The sequence below is a fragment of the Algibacter luteus genome (genome assembly GCF_900141715.1).
GTDB lineage: Bacteria > Bacteroidota > Bacteroidia > Flavobacteriales > Flavobacteriaceae > Arenitalea > Arenitalea lutea.
This window is the reverse complement of record NZ_FQYK01000002.1, coordinates 192,828-205,119: the sequence shown is the minus strand read 5'-3', so window position 1 is coordinate 205,119 and position 12,292 is coordinate 192,828. Positions and strand designations below refer to the sequence as shown.

Sequence of the window (12,292 nt, the reverse complement as noted above, 5' to 3'; positions counted from 1 at the left end):
AGATGAAAGTTACTGCCGAAAAAAATGAACAAGTCGCTACTATGATATTCGCATCTATCTATCCACATTATTTGAATAGATTGGTAAAGAATGGTAGAACAAAAGAAGAACTCAATCAAGTCATAGAATGGTTTACCGGTTTTGATAAAGACGATTTACAAAAACTTATTGATGAGAAAGTAACTTTTGGAACATTTTTTCAAAAAGCTAAAATTCATCCAAATGAACACATGATTAAAGGAGTTGTTTGTGGTTATCGAATTGAAGAAATAGAGGATGAATTTGAATTGTATAAACGTTGCAGACAAATGGAAAAACTCATTGATGAATTGGCAAAAGGTCGTAAAATGGAGAAAATATTACGAGAAGAAAAGAAGTAAAATTGGCGTTAAAACCGAAATATTTTCAATTATTAAACCCTTTAAAATCCAACAAAACGGGTCGCTTTGATGCTTTTCCATTCTTCCTTTAAAATACCATAACAGCAGGTGCTTCGTTTAAAACCATCAAGCATTAAAGTATTTTTTCGTAGAATGCCTTCTAGTTTTGCACCAAGTTTTTCAACAGCTTTTCTGGATACTAAATTGCGTTCATCTATTCTAAACTCTACTTTATCAAATTGTAACGATTCAAAGGCATATTGCAGCATTAAAAACTTCATATTTGTATTTAACCCTGTGCCTTGAAATTCTCGACCTATCCATGTCCAACCAATGTGTAATACTTTGTTTTTGTAATTTATAAAACCAAAACGGGTACAACCTGCGTAGGCTTTTTTTTCTTTGTCAAAAATTATAAACGGAATCGCTGTTTTTTGATAATAAGCATCAACTGCGGTTTGCACATAAACTTTTAAATCTTCAGGTGTGTCTATTTTACTTGGAGAATAGTGTATTAATTTATCCTCTTGCGCTATCTTAATTAGGTGCTTATAATTACTTAAGTCTAATAGCGATAATTTTACACGGTTATTTTCTAAAGTTGGTGCAATCATTTAATTAAGAATAAGATTAATTCTATATGCATTTTGTACTTTTACAAACACGATTTAAAATTACGTTTTTCTATGCAATTAAATAAAAAAGATGTTTTAGAGCAGCTTAATAAAGCTTGTAAAAATACCTTAATGGAAACCTTAAACATTGAAATGATAGATTTTGGGGACGATTTTTTAATTGCAAAAATGCCAGTAAATTCAAGAGTTCATCAGCCAGATGGCGTGTTACATGGCGGTGCAACTGTAGCCTTAGCAGAAAGTGTAGGCAGTTTTGCTTCTCATATTTTTAACGACCCAGAAAAGTTTTTTGTTCGTGGTATAGAAATATCAGCAAACCACCTAAAAAGTATTCGAGAAGGTTACATTTTTGCTAATGCAACGTTTTTACATAAAGGAAGAACTACGCAATTACTCGATATTCGAATAACTGACGAAGCAGATAATTTAATATCAATTTGTAAACTAACAACTATAGCTTTACCTAAAAAATAAGGATGACGTTAGAAGAATTTTACAAGCAAGTTGAAACGCATTACCAAAATCAATTACCCTTTGTTGTTTACAGAAAACCCAACCAAGCTAAGATTTGGGGCAGACTCCAAAGTAATGCAGATTTAGTTTTTACTCAAGATTTTAACCAAAAAGGATTTGTGTTTTCTCCATTTGATAATATGAAGAACACGGTTTTAATTCCAAATGAAATCTCAGAAATTATCCATACTAAAATAGAGCTACAAACATTCAGCGAAGCCAAAACTGGTTCAGATTTCAATTTAAACGATGCTAAAAATTTTCATATTCAACTTGTTGAAAAAGGAGTATCGGCTATTAAAAATTCAGAATTAAAAAAGGTGGTGCTTTCAAGACAAGAAATAGTTCCAGCTTCTCAAACCAAACCAATTGCTACTTTTAAAAAACTTTTAAACAAATATAATTCGGCCTTTGTTTATTGCTGGTATCATCCAAAAGTAGGATTATGGTTAGGGGCAACACCAGAGACTTTAATAAAGATTGAAGGCAGCCGATTTTCAATTATGGCCTTAGCTGGCACACAAGATTTTAAGGGCAGTTTAGATGTTGTTTGGAAAGAAAAAGAATTACAAGAGCAACAATTTGTTACCGATTTTATTATTGAAAACTTAAAACCATCAGTTGAACATTTTAAAGTTTCAGATATTGAAACCGTAAAGGCAGGGAATTTAGTGCATCTAAAAACCATTATTTCGGCGCAGTTAAAACCTAAAGTACCTTTAGAGCAAATTATAGATGCTTTGCATCCAACACCAGCAGTATGCGGATTGCCAAAAGAAGCTGCTAAAGCTTTTATTTTAAATCATGAAAACTATAACCGCGAATTTTATACGGGATTTTTAGGCGAATTAAATTGCGAAATTAAAGTAGCACCTCGTTCCTCGAAGCGTAATATTGAAAATAGAGCTTATGCGGTAACTAAAAAGAGCACACAGTTGTACGTTAATCTTCGATGTATGCAACTTATAAACCAGCAAGCCATAATTTATGTTGGTGGTGGTATTACCGAAAGCTCGAACGCAGAGCAAGAGTGGGAGGAAACCGTATCAAAATCAATAGTGATTAAAAGTGTTTTGTAATTGCATAAATAGCGGCGTATTTCTTATTTTTGAAGTTAGAAAAGGACTCAATGATTTACCCAAAAATTCCGCTTGCCCAAACTGTTATTCAACTCTGTAAGGCTAAAGGTGTTAAGCATATTGTAATTTCCCCAGGAAGTAGAAATGCGCCTTTAACTATTGGATTTACAAACGATAATTTCTTTAAAAGTTATAGTATTGTTGACGAACGATGTGCTGCATTTTTCGCATTAGGCATTGCGCAACAATTAAAAGAACCTACAGCTGTAGTATGTACTTCTGGTAGTGCGTTATTGAATTATTATCCTGCGGTATCAGAGGCTTTTTACAGTAATATTCCATTGGTTGTATTATCTGCAGACCGACCTAAGCACCTCGTTGGTATTGGTGATGGGCAAACCATTAATCAGAAAAATGTATTTGAAAATCATATTTTATATTCCGCCAATTTAAAATTAGACTTAAAAGATGAAAAGAATGTACCTGAACAAGAAGAACTGCCCATTATAAAGAATTTAGAAGATAAATTTGAGCGGTTATTAGGCTTGCAGAAAGACATTCAAACACACAACGAAGAACAAATTAATGTGGCTATAAATGTGGCACGATTTAAAAAAGGACCAGTGCACATCAATATCCCTTTTAACGAACCACTTTATGAAACCGTTGAAAAATTAAGCGTTACACCAAAAGTTATTGATGTTGATATTGAATCAGAGGAAATAGAAGATTATTTACTTCAATCTTGCTTAGAAGATTGGAATGATGCCTCTAAAAAAATGATATTAGTTGGCGAAAATTTTCCAAATTCTATTGAGAAAAAATGGTTGGACGAATTGGCAGAAGATGATAGCGTAATTGTACTCACAGAAACCACTTCGAATTTACATCATCCAAGTTTTTTTACAAGTATAGATCAATTGATTGCGCCATTAAACGACACTGAAAAAAAACAACTCAGTCCAGATATTCTGGTAACGTTAGGGGGCTTAATTGTATCCAAAAAAATTAAACAACTACTTCGTAAATATCAACCTAAACAGCATTGGCATATCGATGCAAAAATAGCTAACGATACGTTTTTTTGTTTGAATAATCATTTTAAAGTAACCCCAAACGAATTTTTTGAAACGTTTTTGACTAAGATTACACATTATGTTAAAAGTGATTATAAATCAACTTGGACAGCAGTAAATCAACATCGATTAAAAAGGCATAAAGCCTATACTGATCGCATTCCTTTTTCAGATTTCAAAGTGTTTAATGCAGTTTTAAAATCGATACCTAAACAATATATTTTACAATCTGGAAATAGTTCAACCATAAGATATACCCAGTTGTTTAAAATTGATAAATCTATTGAAGTGTTTTGCAATCGAGGTACGAGTGGTATAGACGGTAGCACATCAACAGCTATAGGTTGTGCTGTGGCCAACGAGCGCCCTACACTTTTTATTACTGGCGATTTAAGTTTTTTTTATGATAGTAATGCACTTTGGAATAATTACATTCCTAAAGACTTCAGAATAATTGTAATAAATAATCAAGGTGGTGGTATTTTTAGAATATTACCAGGACATAAAAGCACTGAAAATTTTGATACTTATTTTGAAACCAAACATGAATTAAACGCTGAACATCTTTGTAACATGTATGGTATTAAATATGAAACAGCAACTGATTATGAATCCTTAAAATCAACTTTACAATCGTTTTATTTAGAAGGTAATAAACCCAAATTATTAGAAGTTTTTACACCTAGATCTATTAATGACGAAATTCTTTTAAATTACTTCGAGTTTATAAAATAAGTATGTGACTTAATCATAATTGTGGTGTCTAAAAATTAGCTATATTTATACTGCTATTAATTAATTTATTTTATTAACACCTTAAAACTAGAATATTATGAGTAAAAGAGACGAGCTTATTGCAAAATATGCTACTGATTTAAAAGAAAAATGCGGCGTTAACGCAGACATGGATTTATTAAGAAAAGTAACTATTGGTTGCGGACCATCTATTTACAACGCTGACGCTGCAACAGTATCAGGATCTGATGAGTCTGAATTAAATACAGTTAAGAAAAACTTCTTAATCAAGAAATTAGGATTGAAAGATGGACCTAAATTAGATGAAGGTATAAATGCAGTTATTGAAAAATATGGAAAATCTAACCGTAATAAATATAGAGCTGTTGTTTACTATTTATTAACTAAACATTTCGGTAAAGAGTCAGTTTACTAGTAAATAGTTTATATAATACATTTAGCACTGCTTTTTGCGGTGCTTTTTTTTTGCATTATTTTGAGATGCAAGCTATCGCTTGCATAATAGAAATGTAGTTGCGATTTGGTGCGAAAGGAATTCAACGGTGTTTGATGCCCGACGATAATCCGGAAAGTAGTAAAATCCCAACCCATTAGGGATACCCCAAAAAGTAAAAAATAATTAGATAAAGTTCAGCTTTTAATTACTTAACACGACACATAAAAATTGTTACCTTTGGCGCATGATAAATTTAGGTGAAATAAATACATTAGAAATACTTCGTGAAACCGATCATGGTGTTTATTTAGTTGATGATGATGATAATCAAGTGTTACTTCCAAACCGTTATGTGCCTGAGGGTTTCAAGATATGGGAAAAGCTTGATGTTTTTGTGTATTTAGATAATGAGGAACGCCCAGTTGCAACTACAGATATGCCTTATATTAAGCGTGGTGATTTTGCCTTGTTACGCTGTAACCAAGTGACTGATTATGGCGCTTTTTTAGATTGGGGTTTAGTTAAAGAATTGTTTTGCCCGTTTAGCGAGCAAGCGTTCAAAATGAAACCAGGAGGTTGGTATTTGGTACACTGCTATTTAGATGAAAAAACAAATAGGTTAGTAGCTTCTAGTAAAACAAATCGCTTTTTAGATAATAAGGAATTAACTGTTGCCGAATTTGATGCTGTTGATTTGATAGTGTCTCATCCATCTGATATCGGGATGAATGTGATTGTAAATAAAAAACACATTGGTTTAATTTATAAAGACAGTATTTTCAGAGATTTAAGTGTAGGCGATAAACTTAAAGGCATTGTTAAAAAAATACGTCCGGGAAATAAGTTGGATATCGCATTAGGACAGGTTGGCTATAGAAATATAGAGCCTAATGCCGATAAAATTATGAAAGAATTACAAGATAACAGCGGGTACTTAAATCTAACAGACAAATCGAGTCCGGAAGCTATTAAAGAAACACTTCAAATGAGCAAGAAAAATTTCAAGAAGGCAGTTGGAACTTTGTATAAAAAGCGCTTGATTGAAATTAAACCTGACGGCATTTATTTAGTGGAATAAAACAAACCGCTGTTTTTTACTTTGTTATACACATTGAAGATGGCATCGTGTAGATTTTCATAATCCACTTTATCCGAACTGCAAAAATCATTTTCTAATTCGGCATTCATTTTACCTGCAAGATCATGACCTACAACACCGTATGCATATAGGTTTTTGGCTTGTTCACGATACAGGTGAGTATCCAACAAATCTACAGAGTACGAATTAATGCGGTTGGCAACAACGCCATAGGGTTGAGAATGGCCGAAATAAGATGTAAGTTCTGTTATAATTAAAGGTGCCTTTTGGATATCAAAATGTACACCTTCATGTATTTCTACCACCGCTACATGGTTGAAAAAGTAGATGTTTCCTAAAGGGTTTTCAATACACTTTAAAATTTGATCAGAAAACTTTGAATCGGTTATTTTCATGGGTTGCAAATCTTTGTCTTGGTTGCGCTAGTTGAATTATATATATATTAATAGTAAACTTGGATGCTATTATTTTGACACTCAATTGATTAATGCGTCACATTAATAGTATTGAATTGACTTCAAAATTATACTATGCTTGCATAATAAATAATAGTTAAATAATTGTAAATCAGCTATTTGTGAAGTTCTAAATTTTTACAAAAAAAATATTAACTAATTATTCAATCGTGAACTGTCGGCATGAATTCACTTTCTACAACAATAAGTTAACTTAAAATATTAATCCGTTTGAATTTAAAATTCATGAAGAGGTTTTGTTGCCCTTGTATTAGTAATAAGCATTTCAAATTTAGTATTTTTGATGCATGATAAATCAAGACACCATTGTAGCTTTAGCAACACCTTCTGGTGCAGGTGCCATTGCCGTTATAAGACTTTCTGGTAAAGATGCCATAACCATTGCAGATAGTTGTTTTAGATCGGTTAAAAATCAAAAATCTTTAACAAACCAAAAAACGCATACCATACATTTAGGGCACATAGTAGATGGTAAAAGAACTATTGATGAAGTTTTAGTTTCTGTTTTTAAAAACCCCAATTCTTATACGGGTGAAGATGTAGTAGAGGTCTCGTGTCATGGCTCAAATTACATCCAACAAGAAATCATACAATTGTTTCTAAGAAAAGGCTGTAGAATGGCCACAGCGGGCGAGTTTACCCTTCGTGCGTTTTTAAATGGAAAACTAGATTTAAGTCAGGCGGAAGCTGTTGCCGATTTAATTTCAAGCGATAACGAAGCCTCGCACCAAATAGCGATGCAGCAAATGCGCGGTGGTTTTTCTTCTGAAATAGCTAAACTTCGCGAAGAGCTTTTAAATTTCGCATCTTTAATTGAGTTAGAGTTGGATTTTGCTGAAGAAGATGTTGAGTTTGCTGACAGAACCCAATTTAAAGAATTAATAGAACGCATACGGTTTGTTCTAAAACGATTAATCGATTCGTTTGCGGTAGGTAATGTTATTAAAAATGGTATTCCTGTGGCTATTGTTGGAGAGCCTAATGTGGGGAAATCGACACTTTTAAATGCCCTGTTAAATGAAGAACGGGCTATAGTTTCAGAAATTGCGGGAACTACAAGAGATACTATTGAAGATGAAATTAGTATAGGTGGTATTGGTTTTAGATTTATTGACACCGCAGGTATTCGAGAAACTAAGGATGTTGTTGAAAGTATAGGAATTAAAAAGACTTTCGAGAAAATCGAGCAGGCTCAAGTTGTTGTCTTTATAGCCGATAGCTTAAATTTTAAAGAAGACCAGTTTATACATTCTTTTAAAATAGAGATTGAAAAAATTAAAAATAAATATCCCTTAAAACCACTTTTAATAGTTGCCAATAAGGTTGATAAATTAAGTGAAGCCAACATAGAATCTATAAAAACGGAAATTCCACAAATTCATTTCTTATCGGCTAAAAAAGGCATTGGTGTTGATGAATTGAAAGACAAACTTTTAAGTTTCGTAAATACTGGTGCACTAAGAAATAATGATACTATTGTAACTAATTCTCGTCATTATGATTCATTATCAAAGGCTTATGAAGAGATTGATAAAGTAAAGCATGGATTAGATACTGGGTTGTCTGGCGATTTGTTAGCAATCGATATTCGTCAGGCTTTGTTCCATTTTGGTGAGATAACTGGTGAAATTACAACGGATGATTTGTTGGGTAATATTTTTGCTAATTTCTGTATTGGAAAGTAAATAGATTCTAAAAAAAAAATCAATAAATAATTATTTTTCAAAATAATCAGTTAGCATGATAATAATCATGAAATCTAACGGGTGTTTTTTGATAAGTTTACCACTTAAAAATAAATAACATTATGAAGAGCGAATATAGTAAATGGTATCACCCATATAAACCTGCAAAAGAATACAACAAGAAAGTAGCATACTTTAGTATGGAATTTGGTATCCATCAATCCTTTAATATTTATTCTGGAGGACTAGGATTTTTAGCAGGTTCGCATATGCGATCTGGTTTTGAGCTGAAGCAGAATATGATAGGTGTTGGAATGCTTTGGAAATATGGTTATTATGACCAAGCAAGAAATGAAGACCAAACTTTAAAAGTGGAATTTAATGAAAAACATTTCGATTTTCTTGAAGACACAGGAATTGAAGTGGAAATAAAACTGCATGATAACCCTCATGTTAAGGTAAGAGCTTATGTCTTAAAACCTGAAATATTTGGAACTGTACCCATGTATTTTTTAAGTACAGATGTTGAAGGAAATGATCATTTGTCTAGAACGATAACCAACCATTTGTATGATTCAAATCCCGTTACGCGAGTTTCTCAAAGTATTGTATTAGGAATTGGAGGCGCCAAAGTTGTTGAAGCATTGGGAGGTGCAGACACTTATCACCTTAATGAAGGGCATGCATTACCAGCATTTTATTATTTAAGAGATCGGGGTGTTAAAAAAAGTCAAATGGTTTTTACAACCCATACTCCAGAGAAAGCAGGAAATGAAGAACGTGATGCTCGACATTTAAACAGGTGTGGCTTTTTTGGTAGAACTTTATCTCAAGAAGAAATTGAAAAGGAAATGGTTAATGGTGGTAAAATAAATTATACCATTTCGGCTTTACGAATGTCTAAAAAAGCAAATGCGGTATCGAAATTACATGCCATTGTAGCCAACGATATGTGGAAAGATTATGAAGGGGTCAGTAAAATAATACCGATTACAAATGCACAAAATCAAAAGTTTTGGCAAGATGAAACCATTAAAAAAGCATGGACTAAAAAGAATATCAAAGCATATAAAAAACGAAAAACAGAATTAAAAACCGAGTTATTCGATACTGTTTTACAGCAAACAGGTAAAACATTTAATCCAAATGTATTAACAGTGGTGTGGGCTAGACGTTTTGCTGAATACAAAAGAGCCGATTTGTTATTGCATGATTTTGATAGATTTAAAAGATTGTTGTCTAACCAAAAATATCCAATTCAAATTATTTGGGCAGGTAAACCTTATCCATTTGACTATAATGCCATCGATGTCTTTAATCATTTAGTGCATCAATCAAAAAGTCAACCTAACATTGCAGTTTTGGTAGGTTATGAAATAGACTTATCAAAAAAACTAAAATGTGGTTCAGATGTTTGGTTAAATACCCCTAGAATTACTCGTGAAGCTTCAGGAACAAGTGGAATGACAGCAGCTATGAATGGATCTGTGAATGTTTCAACAAATGATGGTTGGATTCCTGAATTTCAAGAAGATGGAAAAAATTGTTTCGTATTACCAGCGCTAGATCACCATTTACCTACTTGGGATCAAGATAATATTGATGCTAATAATTTGTATGACATTTTAGAAACCAAAGTGGCTCCAACATATTATGATAATCCTGAAAAATGGCAAAAAATTGTATATCAAGGAATGGATGATGTGATTCCGGAATTTACAACACAACGAATGGCAGATGATTATTATAAGAAATTATTTTAATTTCAAATTATAATTTATTGTTACTCTTATTTTGATTTCACTAAGTAAATAATTGGATTTCAATATTTAGCCGTTTTGGGAATAATTTATTTGTAGGCTTAAGGCTACAATAGTATTACTGTTTATAAAATAATTCGATAAAACGCTTGTTTTTTACGATAAATTACATAAATTTGTATTCTAAACCCTTAAATCTATAACATGAAAGTGAAGATTATTTTATTCAGTATAAGCCTTTTTCTCTTTACTGGCATTGGTTTTGCACAAAAAAAGAAACTGCCTAAGAGCTTTATAAGCGAGAAAACATCAATAGGTAAATATCACAATAAAGGTGAATTGGACCGTATGCAGAAAGGTGAGTTAATAGCTTTATATTCCGAAAGAGTACAGGTACTTGTAAAAACATTGCCTTATGTTGCTTTCGCTACTAAGCCTGGGGTAACAATGGCTACTTTAGGTATTCCTACTAGCAATGATAATAAAAAAGCTTTAGATGGTCAATTCGAATCTACAGATAATTACCTTGAAAACACAAACGAATTTCATAAAGAGTATTTACCATATTCAGATACTGGAAATTTAATAGCTGGTATATTGTTTTATGAAGAAATTATGAAATCGCTACATCAATACAACGATTTTAGATAGACTATATTTAGAAAATTTTATTTTCAATCATAAAGTTGTAGTACAAAATTGATATCCAATTTTAATTGCTCTATTCTTAAAAAGATGAGGTCAAATCAAAATTGGATATCAATTTTTATTTTTTAATAAATGTATTCTTCCAAAACATTTAATATTTAACCAAAATTTTCGCTCATTCATTTACGGTTTATCGATTAAAATTCTTATAAAAAATCAAATTTTAATGTATTTCAACGAAATTATTAGTATTTCATGGATTTTTTTCTATATTTGAGTATTATTTTAAATCGAAGTTTTTTTGATTTAACTAAACTATTTTGACTATGAAAAACTTTACCCAAATCATTTTCATACTACTTGTGTTTGTTGCAAATTGTTTTGCTCAGCAAGAAAAAGGGATTTACAGTGAAGAAAATTGGCTTGATAATTGGGCAGAATTTAAACCAAATCAAAACGATTATGGAGAACCAACTAAAATTTTGGCTGGCAATATCTCTGAAAACACAACCTTGTACAAAAAAGAAGTGTATTTACTTCTAGGAAGTGTTTTTGTAACACAAGGTGCAACTCTAACTATAGAGCCAGGGACAGTTATTCTTGGCGATTATAAAACAAAAGCGTCACTTAACATAACTAGAGGATCACTCCTTATGGCAAATGGGACTGAAACAGATCCCATAGTATTTTCTTCGAACAGAAGTGTTAAAAGGCCTGGAGATTGGGGTGGACTAATCGTTTTAGGCAACGCACCTATAAATAGATATGGCACCGGATCTGTTGCTATGTTTTATCCAAATCTAAGCGGAAGTGATTATGTGCACACTAATTATGGTGGTGACGAAAAGTTATCATGTTCTGGTAATATCTCATTTATAAGAATTGAATACGCTGGCAATAGAGTTTCTGAAAATAGTTACTTCAATGGCTTACTTCTAGCTGGTGTTGGTGAGCAAACAAACCTTACAAATATTATGGTTTCTAATTCAGAAGGCAATGGTGTTGAAGTTTGGGGAGGTTATTTAAAATTAAACAAAATGGTGTCGTATAAATCTCAAGGTATCGACTTTAAATTTAATTATGGTGCACAAGTAGATATGTTTAACTCCTTAGCAGTTAGATCGCCTTATGCTTCAAACGGTTTGGGTTCAAAATGTATGGTGGTAAAATCATACGATAAAAAACAAGAATTTGATTTTTCTAAAGACCATACCACAGTAAAGGCTCAGAACCTAACTTTTTTAAATACGAGTGAAAATTTGGCTAATGATATTAAAATGAATTTAATACAAGAAGCAGTTTTTATTGGAGCTGACGCTGCTTTAAATATGAACAAAAGTGTTATTTCAGGGTTTAATCCCGCCGTAATATTAGATGAGAATATTTCAATAAATCAAGAAAATCTTGAAAAAATTGGGTTCAATGCGATGCTATTTAACAATTGTAATGGAAACATTTTTGTTGAATACAACTCAAATAACGAAGATTTAGAAAATTGGTATGGCAATAGTGCTTTTTATAATGTGTACTCTAAAAGTGATAATCATGAAACCTTTATAGATGCACAAAATACTAGAAAACCAGATTTTAGATTGAGAATCAATAAAATCATTGCTTCAAACGAAGTTGATTCAGATTTACTAATGGATTAAAGAATTAATTATTTAAAAAAAAACTCTAGAAAGCTATACTTAAAAAATTACCCTATTAAAGATATTGGAAATAAATCTAACTCTAACATTTCATGTA

The 12,292-nt window shown here is 31.9% G+C and carries 12 protein-coding genes; 10 read left to right on the top strand and 2 right to left on the bottom strand.

Going from position 1 to position 12,292, the window contains the following annotated elements:
• The first annotated feature begins 2 nt into the window (after window positions 1-2).
• On the top strand, window positions 3-380 hold the full coding sequence (locus BUA46_RS04335) for a DUF2200 domain-containing protein (RefSeq protein WP_019387533.1): 378 nt from the start codon (window positions 3-5) through the stop codon (window positions 378-380).
• Between the two features lie 41 nt (window positions 381-421).
• Here the strand turns inward: BUA46_RS04335 and BUA46_RS04330 are convergent, their stop codons facing one another.
• Window positions 422-994 carry a GNAT family N-acetyltransferase gene (locus BUA46_RS04330; RefSeq protein WP_019387532.1) on the bottom strand — a complete coding sequence of 191 codons (573 nt, stop codon included), beginning with the start codon at window positions 992-994 and terminating at the stop codon, window positions 422-424.
• Window positions 995-1,066: 72 nt separating this feature from the next.
• Here BUA46_RS04330 and BUA46_RS04325 point away from each other — a divergent pair, with 72 nt between their 5' ends.
• The 5 genes from BUA46_RS04325 (at window position 1,067) to BUA46_RS04305 (ending at window position 5,953) form a co-directional block, all read left to right on the top strand.
• Complete coding sequence (locus BUA46_RS04325) at window positions 1,067-1,489, top strand: PaaI family thioesterase (RefSeq protein ID WP_019387531.1); 423 nt, start codon at window positions 1,067-1,069, stop codon at window positions 1,487-1,489.
• A gap of 2 nt (window positions 1,490-1,491) precedes the next feature.
• Window positions 1,492-2,607 carry a chorismate-binding protein gene (locus BUA46_RS04320; RefSeq protein ID WP_019387530.1) on the top strand — a complete coding sequence of 372 codons (1,116 nt, stop codon included), beginning with the start codon at window positions 1,492-1,494 and terminating at the stop codon, window positions 2,605-2,607.
• 50 nt (window positions 2,608-2,657) lie between these two features.
• Complete coding sequence (menD, locus tag BUA46_RS04315) at window positions 2,658-4,418, top strand: 2-succinyl-5-enolpyruvyl-6-hydroxy-3-cyclohexene-1-carboxylic-acid synthase (protein WP_019387529.1); 1,761 nt, start codon at window positions 2,658-2,660, stop codon at window positions 4,416-4,418.
• A 97-nt stretch (window positions 4,419-4,515) separates the two neighbouring features.
• Entirely contained in the window at window positions 4,516-4,854 is a 339-nt protein-coding gene (locus tag BUA46_RS04310) for a DUF2853 family protein (RefSeq protein WP_019387528.1), read from the top strand.
• A gap of 265 nt (window positions 4,855-5,119) precedes the next feature.
• Window positions 5,120-5,953, top strand: coding sequence for a CvfB family protein (locus BUA46_RS04305; RefSeq protein ID WP_019387527.1), 834 nt, complete (start codon window positions 5,120-5,122; stop codon window positions 5,951-5,953).
• On the opposite strand, the gene BUA46_RS04300 is transcribed toward BUA46_RS04305, so the two are convergent.
• On the bottom strand, window positions 5,938-6,369 hold the full coding sequence (locus tag BUA46_RS04300) for a hypothetical protein (protein WP_019387526.1): 432 nt from the start codon (window positions 6,367-6,369) through the stop codon (window positions 5,938-5,940). The two genes, BUA46_RS04305 and BUA46_RS04300, sit on opposite strands and share 16 nt — an antisense overlap.
• Window positions 6,370-6,737: 368 nt before the next feature.
• On the opposite strand from BUA46_RS04300, the gene mnmE reads away from it, so the two are divergent.
• The 4 genes from mnmE (at window position 6,738) to BUA46_RS04280 (ending at window position 12,195) form a co-directional block, all read left to right on the top strand.
• The gene (mnmE, locus tag BUA46_RS04295; RefSeq protein WP_019387525.1) at window positions 6,738-8,135 is read left to right on the top strand and encodes a tRNA uridine-5-carboxymethylaminomethyl(34) synthesis GTPase MnmE; all 1,398 of its coding nucleotides are present in this window, start codon (window positions 6,738-6,740) and stop codon (window positions 8,133-8,135) included.
• 122 nt (window positions 8,136-8,257) lie between these two features.
• The gene (glgP, locus tag BUA46_RS04290; protein ID WP_019387524.1) at window positions 8,258-9,898 is read left to right on the top strand and encodes an alpha-glucan family phosphorylase; all 1,641 of its coding nucleotides are present in this window, start codon (window positions 8,258-8,260) and stop codon (window positions 9,896-9,898) included.
• A gap of 201 nt (window positions 9,899-10,099) precedes the next feature.
• Window positions 10,100-10,546 (top strand): hypothetical protein, encoded by a 447-nt coding sequence (locus tag BUA46_RS04285; protein ID WP_019387523.1) that lies wholly within the window; start codon window positions 10,100-10,102, stop codon window positions 10,544-10,546.
• Window positions 10,547-10,869: 323 nt separating this feature from the next.
• Window positions 10,870-12,195, top strand: a complete 1,326-nt coding sequence (locus BUA46_RS04280) for a hypothetical protein (protein ID WP_019387522.1) — start codon at window positions 10,870-10,872, stop codon at window positions 12,193-12,195.
• Window positions 12,196-12,292: the final 97 nt, after the last annotated feature.

What these genes read in the sequence shown, in the direction of transcription:
- BUA46_RS04335 (WP_019387533.1), top strand. Translation starts at nt 3, where the DNA reads ATGAAAGTTACTGCCGAAAAAAATGAACAAGTCGCTACTATGATATTC.
- BUA46_RS04330 (WP_019387532.1), bottom strand. Translation starts at nt 994, where the DNA reads ATGATTGCACCAACTTTAGAAAATAACCGTGTAAAATTATCGCTATTA.
- BUA46_RS04325 (WP_019387531.1), top strand. Translation starts at nt 1,067, where the DNA reads ATGCAATTAAATAAAAAAGATGTTTTAGAGCAGCTTAATAAAGCTTGT.
- BUA46_RS04320 (WP_019387530.1), top strand. Translation starts at nt 1,492, where the DNA reads ATGACGTTAGAAGAATTTTACAAGCAAGTTGAAACGCATTACCAAAAT.
- menD (WP_019387529.1), top strand. Translation starts at nt 2,658, where the DNA reads ATGATTTACCCAAAAATTCCGCTTGCCCAAACTGTTATTCAACTCTGT.
- BUA46_RS04310 (WP_019387528.1), top strand. Translation starts at nt 4,516, where the DNA reads ATGAGTAAAAGAGACGAGCTTATTGCAAAATATGCTACTGATTTAAAA.
- BUA46_RS04305 (WP_019387527.1), top strand. Translation starts at nt 5,120, where the DNA reads ATGATAAATTTAGGTGAAATAAATACATTAGAAATACTTCGTGAAACC.
- BUA46_RS04300 (WP_019387526.1), bottom strand. Translation starts at nt 6,369, where the DNA reads ATGAAAATAACCGATTCAAAGTTTTCTGATCAAATTTTAAAGTGTATT.
- mnmE (WP_019387525.1), top strand. Translation starts at nt 6,738, where the DNA reads ATGATAAATCAAGACACCATTGTAGCTTTAGCAACACCTTCTGGTGCA.
- glgP (WP_019387524.1), top strand. Translation starts at nt 8,258, where the DNA reads ATGAAGAGCGAATATAGTAAATGGTATCACCCATATAAACCTGCAAAA.
- BUA46_RS04285 (WP_019387523.1), top strand. Translation starts at nt 10,100, where the DNA reads ATGAAAGTGAAGATTATTTTATTCAGTATAAGCCTTTTTCTCTTTACT.
- BUA46_RS04280 (WP_019387522.1), top strand. Translation starts at nt 10,870, where the DNA reads ATGAAAAACTTTACCCAAATCATTTTCATACTACTTGTGTTTGTTGCA.